Below are 18,468 nucleotides of genomic sequence, written 5' to 3' on the forward strand. Positions count from 1 at the left end.
GTCGATCACGATTGCGGCTGCGGCACGAGCAGCGACTCGCGCACCATTTCGCGGATCACGTTCCGCCGGATCTTCCCGGTCGCGGTCTTCGGCAACTCGGCCATCTCGACCACTCCGCGCGGCCGCTTGAACGCCGCCAAGCCCTCCCGGCAAAATTCGATCAGCTCCTCAGCATCCACAGTGGACGAAGGGGCGGCGACAACGCAGGCCACCGGTTTGTCCAATCCGTCCTCGTCCGGCGCGGCGACCACCGCCACCTCGGCAACCGCCGGATGTTGCAGCAGTCGTTCCTCCACTTCGGACGGAGACACCCAAATCCCGCCCGCCTTCAACATGTCGCCAAACCGGCCGAGACACGTATACGTGCCATCCGAGTTGCGCACGTAGCTGTCCCCGGTCCGCAGCCACGGACCCTGGAAAACCTGTTTCGTAGTCTCGTATCGCGCCCAATACCCGGTCGCGATGGACGGGCCGGACACGAACAGCTCACCCGGCCGTCCCGCTTCCGAAATCACCGCGCCCTGCTCGTCCCGGAGCTCGACGGAGTACCCCGGCACCGCCACCCCGGTGCTGCCCGGCCGCACCGCACCCGGCTGGTTGGACAGGAAAATGTGCAACGCCTCGGTCGACCCGATCCCGTCCAGAATCTCGACCCCGAACCGCTCGCGGAACCGGGTGAACAGCGCCGACGGCAACGGCTCCCCAGCCGAAACCGCGTACCGCACCGAGGAAAACGAGTCGTCCGGCACGTCGCTGGCCAACAGCGCCGCATAGAACGTCGGCACTCCGAAGAACAACGTCGGACGGTCCGCCCGCGCCCGCGCGGCGATGATCCCCGGCGTCGGACGGGCCGGTTCCAGCAGCGTCGTCCCTCCACAAGAGAGCGGGAAGAACGCCGAATTCCCGAGACCGTATGCAAAGAACAACTTGGGCACCGACAGGAAGCGGTCCGAAGAGGACACTCCCAGCACCTGCGCGGCGTAAGTCGAGCACACCGCGCGGATGCTCCCGTGCCGGTGCATCGCGCCCTTCGGCTTGCCGGTCGTGCCCGAGGTGTACAGCCACAGCGCGGGCGAATCCTCCCAGGTCGGCGACGCCACGACGTCGTCCGTCGGGGTCAGCGGCCACCGGTGCGTCCGCACCCCGGCGGGGAATTCCGCCGGGTCCGCCCGGTCGAGCACGACGTCGGTCACCTCGGGCGCACCGGTCAGCGCGCCCGCCGCCTGCGCGGAGAACTCCCCGGACACGCACAGCACCCGCGCCCGCGAATCGGCGAGCACCTGACCCAGTTCCAGCCCGGTGACCATAGTGGACACCGGCACCGCGACCGCGCCGACGAGCATCGCGCCGAGGATCCCGCTCAGCAGTTCGACGTCGTCGACCATGCAGAACATGACCCGCTCTTCCGGACGCACGCCGAGCGCGCGCAGCCCGGAAGCGACCCGGTGGGTCTCGGCGGCGAGTTCGCCGTAGCTGAGCGTGCGCCGCGGCGAGACGACCGCGAGCGCGTCCGGACGGCCTTGGCCGAGCAGGTACTCCGCGGCGTTGAAGTTCGCGGGAACCGTCATCGGTGCCCCCTCAGGTGAGGTACACGTACTCGTAGTCGAAAGGTTTGCCGTTGATGCCCTGCCTCGGCGGCGCGACCCAGCTGGCGATCTTCCCGCGCTCGTACACCGGGTGCATGAGCGACCGGACGAACGTCAGGTCCTCGGCCGTCGGCAGCCACTTGTGCCGCGCTGCCTCCCACGTTGCCTCGTCGACGATGCTGCCGTCCGGAGTGACGTGGTGGCCGGAGTTTATGCCCACCTCGCGGTTGAAACCAGGGTGCGGCAACGCGAACCGGAAGTCGATGCCGGCGTCGCCGAGGATCTTGTTCCACCGGTTGACCCCGGTCTGGCAGTCCGCGGTGTACTCGCCGCGCAGGTCGAGATTGAGCAGCAGGATGGCCTGCAATTCCTCGGATGTCCAGGTCCCGTCGTCGCGCGGACGCTCCAGCAGCCGGCTGTCCTCGGTGAGTTTGTGGTCGTCTTTGCGCCGCGTCTCCTGCCAGCGGCCCTTGAGCCCGGCGGTGTAGTAGTTCGCCGCGTTCGTCGACGTTTCACTGCCGAACAGGTCGAGCGACACGGTGTAGTGGAAGTTCAGGTACCGCTGGATCACGTCCAGCGGGATCCCGCCGTGCGACGCGATGTCGTACGTGTCGTGCTCGCGGATGAGTTCGGCGCTGCGCTGCACCACCCGGTCGACGCCGGTGGTGCCCACCATCATGTGGTGCGCCTCCTCCTTGAGCATGAACTCGCAGGTGCGCGACAGCGGGTCGAACGAGCTTTCCTTCAACGTGCCGAGCTGGTATTTCCCATCGCGGTCGGTGAAGTACGTGAACATGTAGAACGCGAGCCAGTCGGCCGTTTCCTCGTTGAACGCGCCGAGGATGCGCGGCGCGTCCGGGCTGCCGGAGTTGCGCAGCAGCAGCCCCTCCGCCTCGTCGCGGCCTTCGCGGCCGAAGTACGCGTGCAGCAGGTACACCATCGCCCACAGGTGCCGCCCTTCTTCCACATTCACCTGGAAGAGATTGCGCAGGTCGTACAGCGACGGCGCGGTGAGCCCGAGCAGTCGCTGTTGCTCGACCGACGCCGGTTCGGTGTCGCCCTGGATCACGATCAGCCGCTGCAGGTCGGCCCGGTATTCGCCGGGCACCTGCTGCCACACCGGTTCGCCGGCGTGCTCGCCGAATCCGATCCGCCGGTCCGGTTCCCGTTCGGCGAGGAAGATGCCCCAGCGGTAGTCCGGGACGTTGACGTGGTCGAAGTGCGCCCAGCCGTCGCGGCCGACGCTCACCGCGGTGCGCAGGTAGACGCCCTCGGTTTCCAGCGTGGGGCCCATCTCGCCCCACCAGTTCATGAACTTCGGCTGCCAGCCCTCCAGCGCGCGCTGGAGCCTGCGGTCGTCGGCGAGCTGGACGTTGTTCGGGATTTTGGCGTCGTAGTCGATCTTTTCGGGCATCGGTTCAGACCCGCTTCCTGTCGAAGACCGCCTTCTGCCCGGTGCCGTACCGGCGCAGCGCGCCGTCGGGCCCGGAGGCGTTCGGTCGGGTGAAGATCCAGTTCTGCCAGGCGGTCAGCCGCCCGAAGATCTTGGTTTCGATCGTTTCCGGGCCGACGAACCGGTGGTTCGCCTCCATCCCGGTGAGCGCGTCGGGCGACAGCGAGGCGCGGCCTTCCAGCGCGATCCGGATCTCGTCCTCCCAGTCGAGGTCGTCCGGCGCGTCGGTGACCAGGCCGAGTTCGACGGCTTCGGCGGCGCTCAGCGCACGGTCGCGTTCGCGGGCCAGCCACGTCAGGTGGTCGTCGTCGCCGTAGAACCGCGACTGGAGCCTGGACAGTCCGTTGCCCATCGGGAACACGCCGAAGTTGGCTTCCGACAAGGTGATCGACGCGCGTTCCGGCGAGTCCTCGTCGTCGATCGGCGGCCCGTCCAGCAGGTACTGCCGGTCCGCCGCGAAGGCCAGTTCGAGCAGGCTGCCCGCGAAGCAGCTGCCCGGTTCGATCAACGCGATCAAGGTGCGGCTGGTGACGTCCAGCCGCTTCAGCGTGCGCTTGTAGTAGTGCAGGATTTCGTTGCTCAGCCAGTCTTTCCCGCTGAGCACGACCTCCTCGTGCGCGAGCACCTGCTCCGGGTCGCCTTCGGTGCGCAGCACCCAGGTGCCGAGTTCCGGTTCGTTCGTGCGCAGCCGCAGGATCGCGTCGTCCAGTTCGCGGGTCAGCCGCAGCAGCCAGCCGTCGAGCGCCGGTTCCCCGTCCGGGCCGAGCACGGTGAGCGTGACCAGCGAGTTCGGCCGGTCGTACGCGATCCGGACGTGCCGGTACTCGATGCCGTCGTCGGTCACCGACGGCTCCAGCGGGGCCAGTTCGATCCCCTGCTCAGCGGGCAGCCGGTCGGATTCGGCGGCCAGTTCGTGCGCCCGCGACAGCACCTTCTCGCGGAACCCGACGCGCGGCACCAGCTCGTCCACCAGCCGCCAGTCGACCGCGGTCTTGCCCTTGACCCCGTCCGGCCGCGTCGCGAACACGTCCGCGAGATCCCGGCGGACGCGCCGTTTGTCGACCACGCGGGTGAGCCCGCCGGTGCCGGGCAGCACGCCGAGCAGCGGCACCTCGGGCAACGCGACGGTGGACGAGTTGTCGTCGACCAGCAGGATCTTTTCGCAGGCCAGCGCGATCTCGTAGCCGCCGCCGGCGCAGCTGCCGTTCACCGCCGCGACGTAGGTCTGGCCGGAGAACTCGGTGGCGTCCTCGATGCCGTTGCGGGTCTCGTTGGTGAACTTGCAGAAGTTCACCTTCCACTCGTGCGGCGACGCGGCGAGCATCCGGATATTGGCCCCGGCGCAGAACACCTTGTCCTTGGCGCTCGTCACGATCACCGCGCGCACCTGCGGATGTTCGAACCGCAGCCGCTGCGTCGCGTCGTAGAACTCGATGTCGACGCCGAGGTCGTACGAGTTGAGCTTCAGCTCGTACCCGGGCACGAGGCCGCCCTGTTCGTCGACGTCCATCTCCAGCCAGGCGACCTCGCCGTCGACGGTCAGCCGCCAGTGCCGGTAAGTGTCCGGATGCCGCTCGAACGTGACAGGTGTGGTGGTGGTCACGCCCTCGATTGTCTACATGGTTTCAACGAACGTCAATGTTGTGTAGACATTTGCCCGGCAACGCTCACCCGGTTGAGCCGCATGGCTGCCCAGCACACGAATACCCACAACGCGAACGCCGCGAACGTGTCGGTGAAGATCGTCGCGAACCAGAACGCGGGGACCTGCGGTACGCCGACCAGGAAATGCCCCGCGCTCGCCAGCCCGGACAGCGAGTAGACCAGCAGAAACGCCAGCGAACGCCAGTACCGGCCCTGCCCGTAGGCGCGATAGCCGAGCACGCCGAACGCGGTGAAGACCACCCAGCTGATCGCCACCACGACCTGCGTGACGGGCACGCTGATCCCCGGCACCTGCGGGTAGTCCGCCGCGCGCACGACGTTGTGGGTGTAGTGCAGGACCGTGCTGGCCAGGGTGAACGCCAGGATCAGCCGCAGCGGGCCGAGCCCCTTCTCGCGCAGAACGTCCATGCCGCTCGCCCCCTTGCGATTTGATAGATCGCTCTAGCGGGAGCGTACCCGGACGGCGGCGACCGGCCAAGCCGTGCGCGAAACTGGAGCCATGACCGAGCAGACCATCGAGGCCGACGGCATCACCCTGTGCCACGAATCCTTCGGCGATCCGGACGCGCCGCCGTTGCTGCTGGTGATGGGTCTCGCCGCGCCGATGATCTGGTGGGACGACGAGTTCTGCGCCCAGCTCGCCGAGGCCGGTTTCCACGTGCACCGGTTCGACAACCGCGACGTCGGGCGTTCGCAGTGGTGGACCGGCCGGGCCAGCCTGCCGCTCGCGTACTTCCTGCGGTCCGCGCCGTACTCCCTCGGCGACCTGGCCGACGACGCGGGCAAACTGCTCGACGCACTCGGCATCGAGCGCGCGCACGTCGTCGGCACGTCGATGGGCGGGATGATCGCGCAGGAGTTCGCGATCCGGCATCCGCAGCGCGTCCGGACGCTGACCTCGATCATGTCGACCACCGGCGCGCGGACCGTCGGCCTGCCCAGCCCGCGGGCCGCGCTCGCGATGCTGGCTCCGGGACCGCGCACGCGCGAGGACTACGTGACGCAGCTGGTGCGCACGTCAAAGCTGATCGGCTCGCGCGAGTACCTGTTCGACGAGGACCATTTCCGCCAGCGCGCGGAACGCACGTACGACCGCGGCCTCAACCCGGCGGGCGTGTTCCGGCAGCTCGCCGCGATCCTGTCCTCCCGCGACCGGACCGCCGATCTGCGCCGGCTTTCCGTGCCGTCCCTCGTGATTCACGGTACGGCCGATCCGCTCGTGCACGTGTCCGGCGGCCGTGCGACGGCCCGCGCGCTCGGCGCGGACCTCGATCTCATCCCCGGGATGGGACACGACCTGCCGCGCGAGGTGTGGCCGCGAGTGATCGCCGGGATCAAACGGCTCGCTACCCGCTGATCGTCACCGAGCCCAGGTTCGAGAAGTGCGCGGCGACGCGGGAGCCGGGGCGCAGTTCGACGGCGTCGGTCATCCCGCCGGTCAGCACGAGCCAGCCTGCCTCCAGCGCCAACCCGCGTGCGGCCAGCGAATTCGCCGCCAGCGCCAACGCCTCGGCCGGGTGCCCCTGCACGGCAGCGCCGGTCGCGGTGTCGACGATCTGACCGTCCACTTCCAGCAGCGCGGCTTCCAGCGAAAGGTCCAAAGAGGACGGTGGACGGCCGACCGAGCCGAGCCCGAACAGCGCCGACGAACCGTTGTCCGCGACGACGTCCGGCAACGTGAAACGGTAGTCGCGGTAACGGCTGTCGATGATCTCGATTCCGCCGTACACCTGGGAAACCGCCGCGAGCGCGGTGGCCGCGGTGACGCCAGGACCGGCGAGCCGCTCGCCAAGCACGAACACCAGTTCCGGCTCCGCGCGCGGGTGGATGAGCTGCGGCGTCGGCGCACCCGCGGGCAGCACCATCGCGTCGGTCAGCCACGCGAGCAGGGGTTCTTCGACGCCCATCCGCTGCTGCTTCGCGCGCGACGTGAGCCCGAGCTTCACCCCGATCAGCGTCTCGCCGCGTTCCTGACGCAGCCGCAGAGCCTCGTCCTGGATGGCATACGCCGTGGCGAGGTCGAGGTCTGCCCAGGTGTCGGTGAGCTGCGCGCCTTCGTCTGTCCGGTTGAGCAAATCCTGCGCGGCGGCAACGATTTCGGCGGTCACTTGTCCTCCTCCGGCGCGAACACCGCGGTCACACTGCCCAGTCCGGCCATGGTCGCCACGACGGTGTCGCCGGGGCGGACGGTCTGCGCGGCGGTCATCGAACCGGGCAGCACGACGTGGCCGGGCGCCAGCGTCACGCCGAGCGGGCCGACTGTGTTGGCCAGCCAGACCAAGGCGTTGATCGGCGAGCCCAGCACCGCACCGCCCGCGCCGGTGGCGGCGAGCTGGCCGTTGACGTGCAGCGTGCAGCCGGCGAGCCGCAGGTCGACGTCGCGCAGATTGGTCGGGCTGCTGCCGAGGATGACGCCACCGGACGACGCGTTGTCCGCGACGGTGTCGAAGATCGAGATTTTCCAGTCGCGGACCCGCGAGTCGACGATCTCCAGCGACGGAAGCACGAAGTCGACCGCGCGGACGGCGTCGGCGACGGTCACGCCCGGACCGCGCAGCGGCGCGCCGAGCACGAACGCGATCTCCGGTTCGATGCGCGGCTGCAGGAACCGCGTCGTCGGGATCGGCTGGTGTTCGAGCAGGAACATCGAGCTGGTGAGGTGCCCGAAGTCGGGCTGGTTCACGCCCATCTGGCGCTGCATCGCCGCGGAGGCGAGGCCGACCTTGTGGCCGCGCACCACGTCGCCCGCCGCCACCCACGCGCGGACTTGCTCCTGTTGCACGCGGTAGGCGTCTTCGACGGTCGCGTCGGGGAAGGTCTTCACGAGCGGATCGATCGGCTCGCGTCGCTCGTACGCGCTTGTCAGCAGCGCGACGGCGTCCTGCAGCTCAGCGGGTTCCACGGGTCGGACTCTGCCTGACCGAGCCGCCCGCGCCAACCCGGTCGTTCCATTCACCGGTACGAGCCACTTCTCTCGCTCGCTAACCTCTTGCGCGCGAGAGTTTGTCGGCGTACCGTACTTCGTGTTGGCTCCCAGAGAGGACGTGACCCGCGATGGCACCCACCGAGACCGAAGTCGCCCAGCTCGCGCAGACCCGCGACCGGCTGCGGGAGCAGCATTTGCACCCGGCGGAGGAACGTCCGGCGACCGTCGGCCGCGGCATCCACCACACCGCGCTGCTGTCCAGCGACGTCGAGCGGACGATCACCTTCTACCAGGACATTCTCGGCTTCCCGCTCACCGAGCTGATCGAAAACCGCGACTACCCGGGGTCGAGCCACTTCTTCTTCGACGTCGGCAACGGCAACGCGGTCGCGTTCTTCGACCTGCCCGGACTCGACCTCGGCCCGTACGCGGAGGTACTCGGCGGCCTGCACCACCTGGCCCTGTCACTCACCCCGGAAGCGTGGGCGGGCGCGCGCTCCCGGCTCGACGCCGCCGGCGTCAAGTACCAGGAAGAAAGCGGCACGTCGATCTACTTCGCGGACCCGGACGGCGCCCGGATCGAGCTGATCGCGGACGACCTCGGCGAGATGTACGGGTCGAAGATCGGCTGAACCACTGGACTCGGTGCGCCGCCGGGTTCAGAGTGTGGGCCCATGGGCGACTGGGCGGCTTCGCGGCAGAAAGCACGGCTCGACCGGCGGGAAGCGATCGACGAGCTGATCGCGCGGGTCCGCTTCGAGGTGCGGCTGCACCTGGCGGAACCGACCGCGATCAGCCGGTACGACGAGCTCGCCGAGGTTTTCGCCCTCGGCCACGGCGAGTGTGCCGCGCTGCTGGCGCACCGGCGGTTGCTGCCGTGGTGGGAGCGACGGCTGCTCACACGGTTCGCGCGTCGGCTGCACGGCCGCGCGATCGTGGGCAGTGTCGCGGACGTGCCCGTGGGCGAGCCTGTCGCTGGTGCTTTTCGCGCGGAGATCAGCCGTCTCCTTCCGGACGCGGGTGATACCGGTGCCCGCTATGACCTGCAAGGACGCGGTCTGCTGACCGTCTTCCGGCTAGCGCTCGGTGCCCGCGGCGAAGTGTGGCCGGACCGGAACGAAGTCGCGTCCACCGTCGCGCGCAATGTTTTGGCCTGCAGCTCCGCGTTCCTCCGGCGGTCGCCGTGGCACGTGCTGTGGCCGGTGTATCGCGTCCGCGGCCTGCGGCTGTGGCGGTTGTGACGTGGCGGAATCGTTCGCTGGGTCGGGATGTTGAGGAGAGTATGAAGCCTGAAGAGATCCTCGCTGGCGCGCGCACGATCGCTGTGGTCGGCCTGAGCCGTGACCCGGGCAAGGCCGCGCACGGCGTACCGGCTTCGCTGCAAGCGCACGGTTTCCGGATCATCCCGGTGCATCCGTCGGCGACTGAACTGCTCGGGGAGAAGGCTTACCGGTCGCTGGAGGAGATTCCGGAACCGGTGGATCTGGTGGACGTCTTCCGCCCGGCAGGGGAAGCACCGGACATCGCCCGTTCCGCGGTGGCGATCGGGGCTAAGGCGTTGTGGTTGCAGCAGGGGATCGTGTCGGCGGAGGCGCGGAAGATCGCTTCGGAGGCCGGGCTGGAGTATGTCGAGGACCGGTGCACTGCCGTGGTACGGGCAGTGGCGGGGATTTCACTGAATTAACCGGGCGAAAGCTTTGGAACGCCCTGGTTCCGCGATTGTTTGTGCGCATTCTTTTGGACTGTGCACTGACGTGTCGCATTCGAGGTCATAACCGCCGTGGGCGTGCACGATCGAATACTGCCGCTCCGCCAGACCGGCGGGGCGGTCGCCTCGCGCCTGCTCGCGCCGCTTTAGCTCTGGCAGCGGGCAATGCACACCTACGAAGGTAACTTCCTGATCCCGCAACACTTCCAGGCAGTCGGCAAGCCAGTGCGGCCGGAGTACGTGGTCGGCGATCACGCCGTTACCCGCCGCCGCGAGCCCGGCCAGCATGCGGTGGTAGCCGCGCACTGTCCGTTCGAAAACCGCATCGAACTCCGGCGTGCCGAATTCGGGGGTCCGCGACCGCGACCGCATGCTGTTGACCGCGTCTCGGGGCAGGTAGAAATAGGGGCCCGGCAGCAAATCCAGCAGTTCCGCCGCGATGCTCGACTTGCCGGAACTGGACGTGCCGTTGAGGAAAATGACGTGCCCGCTCATCCGACGAGCCGGTACCCCACCCCGCGCACCGTCTCGATCGTCCGCGTCCCGAACGGCGCGTCGATCTTCCGCCGCAAATACCCCACATAAACCTCGACCACGTTCTCGTCCCCCTCGTAATGCGCGTCCCAAACGTGTCCGAGGATCTCGTTCTTCGTCAACGCCGCCCCCTGCCGCCGCAGCAGAAACTCCAGCAACCCGAACTCCCGCGCGGTCAGCTCGATCCGCGTCTCTCCCCTGTGGACAGTGCGCGCAGCCGGGTCGAGCTGCAGATCCCCAGCGGTCAACACCGCCGGGCGAGCCGGTGCACCCCGGCGGAGCAACGCCCGGAGCCGAGCCAGCAAAACGACGAACGAGAACGGTTTCGAGAGATAATCGTCCGCGCCGAGGTCGAAAGCGTCGGCCTCGTCGTATTCGCCGTCCTTCGCCGTGAGCATCAGCACCGGCGTCCAATTCTCCGCTGCCCGCAAGCGTTTCAGCACTTCGTAGCCGGAAAGCTCGGGAAGCATGATGTCGAGCACCACGGCGTCGTAATCGTGCTCCATCGCCGACCAGAGCCCGTCCCGGCCGGTGTGCGCCACGTTCACCGTGAACCCCTCGGCGACCAGGCCGCGGCGAAGGGTTTCGGCGAACTCCAGCTCGTCCTCCACGATCAGCAACCGCATGCTCAGTCCTCCTCGATCCGGGGCAGTTCGATGCTCGGCAGTTCGATCACGAAATGCGCGCCCGGGTAACTCGGGTCGGCGACGTCGACGTACCGCGCGCGGCCGCCGTGCCTTGCCGCGATGCCGGCCACGATCGACAGGCCCAGTCCGGTCCCGCCGCGCCGCCGCGAAGCGTCCAGCCGCACGAACCGCTCGAACACTCGCTCCCGGTCGCCCTCGGCGACGCCCGGGCCGTCGTCGCTCACCTCCACGACGACCATCTCATCTTGCACCGAACTCGCAATCCGGATCCGCTCGCGCGCGTGCCCGCACGCGTTGTCGACGAGGTTGCGTACGGCGCGACGCAGCTGCGCCTCGCTGCCGCGCACCTTCGCCGGTCCGGCGCGCACTTCGATCTCGACAGCCGCTTCGCCGCGTACGCGTTCAGCTTCCGCACGAACGATGTCGTCCAGATCGACTTCGGTACGCGCGGGCCGGTCGGTGGCGTCGTCGGTGCGCGCGAGCATCAGGAGGTCGTCGACCAGCTCTCGCAGGCGCGCGGTCTCGCGAGTAATCACCGGCACCAATTCGTCGGTGGTCTCCGGGTGCTGGTTTGAAACGTCGAGCGCGGTGCTGATGGTCGACAGCGGCGAGCGCAGCTCGTGACTCGCGTCGGCGACGAAGCGTCGTTGCGCGGCCTGTGCGGACCCAAGCCGCTCAAGCATCTCGTTAAGCGTGACAGCAAGCCGGTGCACCTCGTCGCTGCCAGGTGGCAGCGGTACGCGCAACGCGAGGTCACGCGTCGAGATCTCGGCGACAGTGCGCCGCATCCGCTCAACCGGGCGCAGCGCGGAGCCGACAGAGCGGTACACCGCGAAGCCAGCGATACCGAGCAGCGGCAGCGAGATCAGGCCTAGCAGCAGCGTAAGCCGAGCAGAGGCTTCCGTGACCGGCTCAAGCGACCGTGCGGAGATGACGGTGAACGGTCCGCCCGGTCCGTTGACGCCTTCCGAAACCAAGCGGTAGTCGCTGCCGTCACCGTCTAAGCCGAGCGGCAGTGTCTCGACGGTCTCCTGTCCCGGAGCCGGGCGCGCGGCGGTGATGGCCGGACGGCCGACGATCGACGGGTCGCTCGCGATAGGCGTGCTTCGCGGCCCGAGGACCTGCGTCACGGCTTCAGTGTCCCCAGTGCTCGCGACGTCGCTCGGGGACAGGTCTCGCGCACCCGCGCGCACGAGTTGGACAGCAACCTGCCTCGCGGTACTTCGCGCGCTCTCGGTGACGCTTCGGTCGAGGGACTGTTGCAGCAACAGCACCACGACGACGCACGCGGTCGCGATGGCCAACGCGAGCGCGAGCACGGCAACCCCGGTTGTCCGCATCCGGACACCTGCGGCAGCGAGAAGTCTCACGCACGCAGCGTAACGAGCGCGGAGGGACGTCATCGGGCGCGGCGTGCGGCCAGCCGTTCCGAGCGCAGCGTGTCCACCTCAGTCAGGTCCAGCGGCTTCAGCGCATGGCCTAGCACCCACGACAACAGCAGGTCAGCCAGCTCGGGATTGCGCGCCAGCGCCGGGCCGTGGAGGTAGGTGCCGAGCACGTGATCGGTGACCGCGCCCTCGGTGCCGTCGCCGTTGCCAGTGCCCCGGACGACGCGGCCCAGCGGTGCGCTGCCCGGGCCGAGCACACTCGCGCCCTGATGGTTCTCGAAGCCGGTCAGCGGCGTCTCGAGCAGGTTCGGTTCGACGATCAGCTCAGCCACCGCACGCTGCTCCGCCGGCTCGGTGACGAGGTCGAGCAGTCCCAGCCCAGCGTGCTCGATGCCGTCGACGCCGCGGAAACGCTTGCCGAGAATCTGCAGACCCGCGCACACCCCGAACACCGGGCGTCCCGCATTCGCCGCGCTGCGCAGCCCCGCCGAGTTGCGCAGGAAATCCGCGGCCAGCACCTGCGCCATGTCCTCGCCGCCGCCGAGCAAGTAGAGGTCCAAAGTGGACGGTACCTCGGAGTCCAGCGAAACCGGCACCACCTCGGCGTCGTAACCGCGCCACTGCAAGCGTTTGCAGAGCACCTGTGCGTTGCCGGAATCGCCGTAGGTCCCCAGCACCTCGGGGAGCAACAAGCCGATGCCGACGGTCGAATCAGACATCGGGCAACCGGTCCACCAGGTCGCGGAAGGCGGTGTAGTTCGCGACGAGTTCGACCCCGCCCGGCGGCAGCGTGTCGATCGCGCTGACCGGATCCGGGGCCGACCAATGCGGCACCTCGGCGTAGCAAAGCCGCACCGCGAGGTCCGCCGACCGCTCGCCGGCCACGACGACCTGACGGCCGCGCAGCCGCTCGAAGTGCACGTCCCAGAGCCACGACAGGTCGCGGCCGTCCGCCTCGTGCGCGTTGACCGCGACGACGACCGGAGTGTCCTCGTCGAGCACGCGCAACGTTTCGGCCCAGCCAGCCGGATTTTTCGCAAGCATGAGCCGGACTGAATGCCGGGTGCGGCGAATCGTGCGGTAGCGGCCGCCGATGTCGGTGATTGTGCGCAGCCGCGCCGCGGCGGTGTGCGGCGGCACGCCTACGCAGTGCGCGGCGGCGAGCGCGAGAGCGGCGTTCGCCCGGTTGGCCTCGCCGGGCAGCCGCAGGTCGAGGTCGACTTGCCGGCCGCCGGGCGTGTGGACCAGGTCGCCGTCGAGGGTCCAGGTCGGCTCCGGGCGAGCGAAAGCGCACACCGCGCAACGCCATTCGCGATCGGTGTGCGTGATCGCGCCGCCGCAGCGCGGACAGGAGACGGAATCGCCCGACCAGCGCCGTCCGGTGCCGACCCACACCGGGCGCGCCGCCGCGGCGGCCGCCGACGTGACCAGCACGTCATCGCAGTTCGCGACCACGACCGTGCGCGACAGACCGGCGAAGGCGGCACGGAGATCGCGCTCCATCATCCGGACTTCGCCGACGCGGTCGAGCTGGTCACGGCTGAGATTGAGCAGCACGAGCGCCGCGGGCTGCACCTGCTCGGCCACCCACGGAACGTAGGTTTCGTCCACCTCCAGCACCGCGTACGGCGCGTCCGGACTGGCGGCGAGCGCGGCCACCAGACCGTCGGGCATGTTCGCGCCGTCGCCGTTGTGCGCGACTTCGGCGAGGGCTTCGAGCGCGCGGGTCAGCATCAGCGACGTGGTGGTTTTGCCGTTCGTGCCGGTGACGATCACGACCGTGCGGTCGCGGCCGAGCCTGCGCAACGCCTTGGGGTCGAGCCGCAGCGTGACGCGGCCGCCGATCACCCCGCCGCGGCCCAGCCGGGCGGTACGGGAAAACCACGCGGTCAGCCGCCCGGCGGCGACCGACGCCCGGGTGCGCAGACGTGTGGACATCACCCAAACCGTGCGGCACGGGCGCTGTGATTTTCCTGAGAGGGTGACTCCAGTCTCCGTTACCCTTTGTAAGCACTCTTACCGATCGGAGGTTGAACCATTCGGCGCAACCTTGACCTTGCACAATGACAGAGTTCGGTCAAGATCTTCCGTCCATACATCGGAGGTGTTAGCGTCCAACCCCGCTTGATGGCACCACGCACCGGTGACCGGGAACGCAGAGCGACAGGCGGAGGGCGAACGTGGACGCAGCAGCACGCGGGCTGGACCAAAGCGGCACCCTGGAGCGCGGGCTGGCGGTGCTCGAACACGTCGGGCAGCACCAGGAAATTTCCACGAACGCGCTCGCCCGGCAACTGGGTTTGTCCCGCAGCGCCGCCTACCGGATCGTCGGCACGCTGAAGCGGCTGGAGTACCTGGAGGCCGACACCGTCACCGGACGCGTGCGGCTCGGCACCCGGCTGGTCGAACTGGGCGCCCGCGCGATGGCGGCGACCGACCTGCACCGCTGCGCGCCGCGGTATCTCACCGCGCTGGCCGAGCGGTCCGGGGAGACGACGTACCTCGCGGTGCCGGACAACGACGCGATGGTCTACGTCGCGACCGAACGCAGTGCCAGCGCGGTCACGCTGTCCTGCCGCCTCGGCACTCGACGGCCGCAGCACGCGACGTCGCTGGGCAAGGCCTGGCTGGCCGCGTTGCCGGAGGCCGACCGGGTGGAGCGCGTGCGCCGGATGAAGCTGGACAGCCTCACCCTCAAGACCATCAACGACCCGGTCCGGTTGCTGGACGAACTGGCGCGCACCCGGCGGCGCGGCTGGGCCGTCGACGACCTGGAGAACGAGCCGGACGTCGGCTGTGTCGCAGCGGCCGTGCGGGACCACTCGGGCCGTCCGATCGCGGCGATCAGCGTCGCCGGGCCGGCTCCCCGGGTGATGCGCCGGGCGGACGAACTGGGCGCGACGGTCGCCGGGACCGCGGCCGCGTTGTCGATGCGGCTGGGGTACGTCCGGAACCGCTGAGGCCTCCGGTTTTAGCCGCGTGAACCGGCTAGTCGCGGATGCTCGCGGCGGCAGTACGAGTCGTCTCATTCCGTTGGAGCTGAGACGTCGGATGAGCGCCCTGGGCAGCCGAAGGCGCAGGCATGCCGCTTTCACCGGATCGGGCCGGGCGGCCGGTCTCCGTCTTCGCTACCTGCGGAAACAGGTTATCCACAGGGGTGTCGACTTGTGGACAACCCTGGGGATGGCTGGTGGCGACGGCGGGAATTGTCGGCGTGGTGGTGGACCGTTGCGGGCATGTCGATCACTGCCGCACCGCACGGTGCCCCGCTATCTCGTTCCCGCTTCCAGCTTGCTGCACGACTCGGCCCGCCCCAGCAGCAGCACGCGCTCCCGTTCGTTGCCGGTCATCTTCGCCGCGCGCTCGAACTCGGCGCGCGCCTCGTCCCGGCGGCCCAGTTTGTACAGAAAATCGCCGCGCACGCTCGGCAGCAGGTGGTAGTTCTTCAGCGCGGGCTCAGTCAGCAATTTGTCCACCAGCGCGAGCCCGGCTTCCGGCCCCTCGGCCATCGAGACCGCGACGGCCCGGTTCAGCTCGATCACCGGAGACGGCGTGAGCTGCGCAAGGCCCGCGTACAGGGCCGCGATCCGCGCCCAGTCGGTCTCTTCCGGCGCGACCGCGACGGCGTGGCACGCGGCGATCGCGGCCTGCGCGGAATACGGCCCGTACGTGCCGTCCGCGAGCCGTTCGGACCGGGCCAGCGCGGTGAGGCCGCGCTGGATCAGCAGGCGGTCCCAGCGGCTGCGGTCCTGGTCCATCAGCAGCACCGGTTCGCCGTTCGGGCCGGTGCGCGCCGCCGAGCGCGACGCCTGGATTTCCATCAGCGCGACCAGTCCGTGCACTTCCGGTTCGGCGGGCATCAGTCCGGCCAGCACCCGGCCGAGCCGCAACGCGTCCTCGCACAGCGCGGGCCGCATCCAGTCGTCGCCGCGCGTGGCGGAGTAGCCCTCGTTGAAGATCAGGTAGATCACTTCGAGCACGGCCGGGACCCGCGCCACGCGTTCGTCGCCGACCGGCGTTTCGAACGGCACCTTGGCCTCGGCGAGCGTCTTCTTCGCCCGCACGATGCGTTGCGCGACAGTGGATTCCTTCACCAGGAACGCGCGGGCGATCTCGTCGGTGCTGAGCCCGCCGAGCATGCGCAGCGTGAGCGCCACCCGCGCCTGGGTGGACAGCACCGGATGGCACGCGGTGAACACCAGCCGCAGCAGGTCGTCCTCGATCTGCTCGTCGTCGAGCACGGCGTCGAAGTCCGGCAGCACGCCCTCGCCGAGCTGTTCGGCTTCCCGGCCGATCTCGTCCAGCTTGCGGCCGAGGGTTTCGTTCCGCCGGAACAGGTCGATGGCCCGCCGCTTCGCGATCGTCACCAGCCAGGCGCCCGGGTTGCGCGGCACCCCGGTCTCCGGCCACTGCTCGAGCGCGGCGACGAGCGCGTCCTGCGCCAACTCCTCGGCGAGGCCCACGTCGCGGGTCATCCGCGCGAGACCAGCGATCACTCTCGCCGACTCGATCCGCCAAACGGCCTCTACCGCACTTCGCGTGTCCACCGGCCCATCAGACCGGCCCGGCCCGCCCGAGGCAACCCTCGGGCGGGCACGGCGTCACAGCTCGCCGGACATCGGGCGGATCTCGACGGTGCCTGCCTGCCGGTCCGGATTGGGCGCCCGCTTCATCAACTCGACGATTTCGGCGAGCGACTCCCCCTCCAGAATCCACACGCCGGCGACGAGTTCCTTGGTCTCGGCGAACGGGCCGTCGACCACGCTCGGCTCCGCCTCGCCGTCGAACCACAGCAGCCGGGCGCCTTCCGCGCTGGGCGTCAGCCCGGCCGCCTGCACGAGGTGACCGGATTCGGCGAGTTCCTCGTTGAACCGGCCCATCTGCTCGAGCAATTCGGCGCTGGGCACGGCTCCCGCTTCGGATTCCTCGCTGGCCTTCACCAGCACCATGAACCGCATCAGTTCTTCGCGGCCTGCTCGCGCAGCTTCTCCTCGGCCTCGCGCAGTTCCGGCGTGAGGTTGTCGCCGAAGTCCTCGGCGTCGAAGATCCGCCGGATCTCGATCTCGTGGTGCGCGCCGTCGGTGTTGGGCACCCGCTTGATCCACTCCACGGCTTCCTCGAGCGAACGGACCTGGAGGATCCAGAACCCGGCGATCAGCTCCTTGGTCTCCGCGAACGGGCCGTCGACCACGCTGGGCTCGCTGTCCCCGGAGAACTTCACCCGGGCGCCCTCGGAGCTCGGCGCCAGCCCCTCGCCCGCGAGCATCACGCCGGCCTTCACGAGTTCCTCGTTGAACTTGCCCATCTCGGCGAGCAGCTCGGTGCTGGGCATCTGGCCCGCTTCGCTCTCTTCGCTGGCCTTCATGATCACCATGAATCGCATCTTCGGTTCCCCTTCGCTCTCGGCTTGCTTCCACCACTGCGTCGAACGGGCCGCGTCCGGATCGACAAGGTCCGCGAACTTTTTTTCTGACCGCGAAACTAGCAGGTCAGGCGAACCTCGGGGGACAAATCGGGCGTGGGAGAATCGTTGTCCGTGGCAGTACTCCCCGAAGCTCTCCGCGCCGCGCTCGACGACGAGCTGGCCCGGTTCCCCGAATCCCGGCTCGCACAGGCCGTGGAGCGGCTCAGCAAGCGTTATCGACAAGGTGACTCGGCGACCTCGCCGATCCTCTCTTCGGAGCTGGATGTCGCCGCGTACGCCGGGTACCGGATGCCGGCGACGTACGCGGCGGTCAGCGCGGTGCTGGGCGAGGTGGCTGCCGCCGCGCCCGGTTTCGTCCCGAAGACGCACGTCGACATCGGCGGCGGCACCGGAGCAGCGGTGTGGGCCGCGGCCGACGTCTGGCCGTCGTTGGAGAAGTGCACTGTCCTGGAGCAGGTGGCGGCCGCGCTGGCGCTGGGACGCAAGCTGGCGGCGAACGCCGACGAGCCGGCCGTCCGCACCGCGGTCTGGCAGCGCGGACTGGTCGATTCCGCGTCCGCGGCACCGGAGGCCGACCTGGTCACGCTCTCGTACGTCCTCGGCGAGCTTCCCGAACGCGGCCGTGCCGACGTCGTCCAGTGGCTCGCTGCGAAGGCTGGCACGGTCGTGCTCATCGAGCCCGGCACGCCAGCGGGGTTCGCGCGGATCCGCGAGGCTCGCGAAGTTTTGCGCGAAATGGGCCGCAGCGTGGTGGCGCCGTGCCCGCACGATGACGCCTGCCCGATCAAACCGGGCGAGGACTGGTGCCATTTCTCCGCACGGCTTCCCCGAAGCGGGGTGCACCGGCGGATCAAATCCGGCACTCTGGGATTCGAGGACGAGAAGTTCTCGTACGTGGCGGCCACGTCGGCACCGGTCGACCGTCCGTCGGCCCGGATCATCCGGCATCCGCGCAAGCACAAGGGGTTCGTGCAACTCGACCTCTGCACCGCCGACGGGCTCGCGCCCGGCACCGTCGTGTCGAAGCGGCACGGCGTGCGGTACCGCGCCGCTCGCGACGCGGAATGGGGAGACGCCTGGAGCGTGGAATAACCCGGGTTCTCCCGCCGCGGTGTCCGGATGGCTGAGTCGGCTCC

20 protein-coding genes are annotated in these 18,468 nt (G+C 69.1%); 6 read left to right on the top strand and 14 right to left on the bottom strand.

The window, feature by feature from the left end; translation table 11 throughout:
• Positions 1-5 precede the first annotated feature (5 nt).
• From WA670_RS00205 to WA670_RS00220, 4 genes are read right to left on the bottom strand one after another with little or no spacing between them, the layout of a single operon-like run.
• On the bottom strand, positions 6-1,568 hold the full coding sequence (locus WA670_RS00205; protein ID WP_037808034.1) for a benzoate-CoA ligase family protein: 1,563 nt from the start codon (positions 1,566-1,568) through the stop codon (positions 6-8).
• A 10-nt stretch (positions 1,569-1,578) separates the two neighbouring features.
• Positions 1,579-3,000, bottom strand: a complete 1,422-nt coding sequence (boxB, locus tag WA670_RS00210) for a benzoyl-CoA 2,3-epoxidase subunit BoxB (RefSeq protein ID WP_037808036.1) — start codon at positions 2,998-3,000, stop codon at positions 1,579-1,581.
• A gap of 4 nt (positions 3,001-3,004) precedes the next feature.
• On the bottom strand, positions 3,005-4,642 hold the full coding sequence (gene boxC, locus WA670_RS00215) for a 2,3-epoxybenzoyl-CoA dihydrolase (protein WP_043827222.1): 1,638 nt from the start codon (positions 4,640-4,642) through the stop codon (positions 3,005-3,007).
• A 32-nt stretch (positions 4,643-4,674) separates the two neighbouring features.
• Positions 4,675-5,112, bottom strand: a complete 438-nt coding sequence (locus WA670_RS00220) for a hypothetical protein (RefSeq protein WP_107050892.1) — start codon at positions 5,110-5,112, stop codon at positions 4,675-4,677.
• Positions 5,113-5,203: 91 nt separating this feature from the next.
• Between WA670_RS00220 and WA670_RS00225 the strand changes: the two genes are divergently transcribed.
• The gene (locus WA670_RS00225; RefSeq protein WP_134728428.1) at positions 5,204-6,061 is read left to right on the top strand and encodes an alpha/beta fold hydrolase; all 858 of its coding nucleotides are present in this window, start codon (positions 5,204-5,206) and stop codon (positions 6,059-6,061) included.
• Here the strand turns inward: WA670_RS00225 and WA670_RS00230 are convergent.
• Both WA670_RS00230 and WA670_RS00235 read right to left on the bottom strand, forming a co-directional pair.
• Complete coding sequence (locus WA670_RS00230) at positions 6,051-6,812, bottom strand: 2-keto-4-pentenoate hydratase (protein WP_051728617.1); 762 nt, start codon at positions 6,810-6,812, stop codon at positions 6,051-6,053. The genes WA670_RS00225 and WA670_RS00230 overlap by 11 nt on opposite strands.
• Positions 6,809-7,606 carry a 2-keto-4-pentenoate hydratase gene (locus WA670_RS00235; RefSeq protein WP_336156605.1) on the bottom strand — a complete coding sequence of 266 codons (798 nt, stop codon included), beginning with the start codon at positions 7,604-7,606 and terminating at the stop codon, positions 6,809-6,811. The genes WA670_RS00230 and WA670_RS00235 overlap by 4 nt, the downstream gene beginning before the upstream one ends.
• 152 nt (positions 7,607-7,758) lie before the next feature.
• Between WA670_RS00235 and WA670_RS00240 the strand changes: the two genes are divergently transcribed.
• From WA670_RS00240 to WA670_RS00250, 3 genes are read left to right on the top strand one after another with little or no spacing between them, the layout of a single operon-like run.
• Positions 7,759-8,262, top strand: coding sequence for a VOC family protein (locus WA670_RS00240; protein WP_037808045.1), 504 nt, complete (start codon positions 7,759-7,761; stop codon positions 8,260-8,262).
• A 42-nt stretch (positions 8,263-8,304) separates the two neighbouring features.
• The gene (locus WA670_RS00245; protein ID WP_037808047.1) at positions 8,305-8,871 is read left to right on the top strand and encodes a hypothetical protein; all 567 of its coding nucleotides are present in this window, start codon (positions 8,305-8,307) and stop codon (positions 8,869-8,871) included.
• Between the two features lie 41 nt (positions 8,872-8,912).
• Positions 8,913-9,314, top strand: coding sequence for a CoA-binding protein (locus WA670_RS00250; protein WP_037808048.1), 402 nt, complete (start codon positions 8,913-8,915; stop codon positions 9,312-9,314).
• Here WA670_RS00250 and WA670_RS00255 read toward each other — a convergent pair.
• Genes WA670_RS00255 through WA670_RS00275 form a run of 5 tightly spaced genes read right to left on the bottom strand, consistent with a single transcriptional unit; the run spans position 9,303 to position 13,845 of the window.
• Positions 9,303-9,833, bottom strand: coding sequence for a chloramphenicol phosphotransferase CPT family protein (locus WA670_RS00255; RefSeq protein ID WP_037808053.1), 531 nt, complete (start codon positions 9,831-9,833; stop codon positions 9,303-9,305). The genes WA670_RS00250 and WA670_RS00255 overlap by 12 nt on opposite strands.
• Positions 9,830-10,498, bottom strand: coding sequence for a response regulator transcription factor (locus WA670_RS00260; protein WP_009084133.1), 669 nt, complete (start codon positions 10,496-10,498; stop codon positions 9,830-9,832). The genes WA670_RS00255 and WA670_RS00260 overlap by 4 nt, the downstream gene beginning before the upstream one ends.
• Before the next feature lie 2 nt (positions 10,499-10,500).
• On the bottom strand, positions 10,501-11,859 hold the full coding sequence (locus tag WA670_RS00265) for a HAMP domain-containing sensor histidine kinase (RefSeq protein ID WP_238604009.1): 1,359 nt from the start codon (positions 11,857-11,859) through the stop codon (positions 10,501-10,503).
• Between the two features lie 59 nt (positions 11,860-11,918).
• Positions 11,919-12,626, bottom strand: a complete 708-nt coding sequence (locus WA670_RS00270; RefSeq protein ID WP_037808058.1) for a type 1 glutamine amidotransferase — start codon at positions 12,624-12,626, stop codon at positions 11,919-11,921.
• Positions 12,619-13,845, bottom strand: a complete 1,227-nt coding sequence (locus WA670_RS00275) for a MurT ligase domain-containing protein (RefSeq protein WP_037808061.1) — start codon at positions 13,843-13,845, stop codon at positions 12,619-12,621. Before WA670_RS00275 ends, WA670_RS00270 begins: the two co-directional genes overlap by 8 nt.
• A gap of 242 nt (positions 13,846-14,087) precedes the next feature.
• On the opposite strand from WA670_RS00275, the gene WA670_RS00280 reads away from it, so the two are divergent.
• Positions 14,088-14,867 (top strand): IclR family transcriptional regulator, encoded by a 780-nt coding sequence (locus WA670_RS00280; protein WP_081684630.1) that lies wholly within the window; start codon positions 14,088-14,090, stop codon positions 14,865-14,867.
• A gap of 309 nt (positions 14,868-15,176) precedes the next feature.
• On the opposite strand, the gene WA670_RS00285 is transcribed toward WA670_RS00280, so the two are convergent.
• From WA670_RS00285 to WA670_RS00295, 3 genes are read right to left on the bottom strand one after another with little or no spacing between them, the layout of a single operon-like run.
• Positions 15,177-16,454, bottom strand: a complete 1,278-nt coding sequence (locus WA670_RS00285; RefSeq protein WP_134728431.1) for an RNA polymerase sigma factor — start codon at positions 16,452-16,454, stop codon at positions 15,177-15,179.
• A 54-nt stretch (positions 16,455-16,508) separates the two neighbouring features.
• Positions 16,509-16,865 (bottom strand): YciI family protein, encoded by a 357-nt coding sequence (locus tag WA670_RS00290; RefSeq protein WP_336156606.1) that lies wholly within the window; start codon positions 16,863-16,865, stop codon positions 16,509-16,511.
• The gene (locus tag WA670_RS00295) at positions 16,865-17,290 is read right to left on the bottom strand and encodes a YciI family protein (protein ID WP_037808070.1); all 426 of its coding nucleotides are present in this window, start codon (positions 17,288-17,290) and stop codon (positions 16,865-16,867) included. The genes WA670_RS00290 and WA670_RS00295 overlap by 1 nt, the downstream gene beginning before the upstream one ends.
• 153 nt (positions 17,291-17,443) lie before the next feature.
• Here WA670_RS00295 and WA670_RS00300 point away from each other — a divergent pair, with 153 nt between their 5' ends.
• Entirely contained in the window at positions 17,444-18,424 is a 981-nt protein-coding gene (locus WA670_RS00300; RefSeq protein WP_336156607.1) for a small ribosomal subunit Rsm22 family protein, read from the top strand.
• Positions 18,425-18,468 lie beyond the last annotated feature (44 nt).

It is taken from the genome of Amycolatopsis sp. VC5-11, assembly GCF_037034185.1.
Classification (GTDB): domain Bacteria; phylum Actinomycetota; class Actinomycetes; order Mycobacteriales; family Pseudonocardiaceae; genus Amycolatopsis; species Amycolatopsis nivea.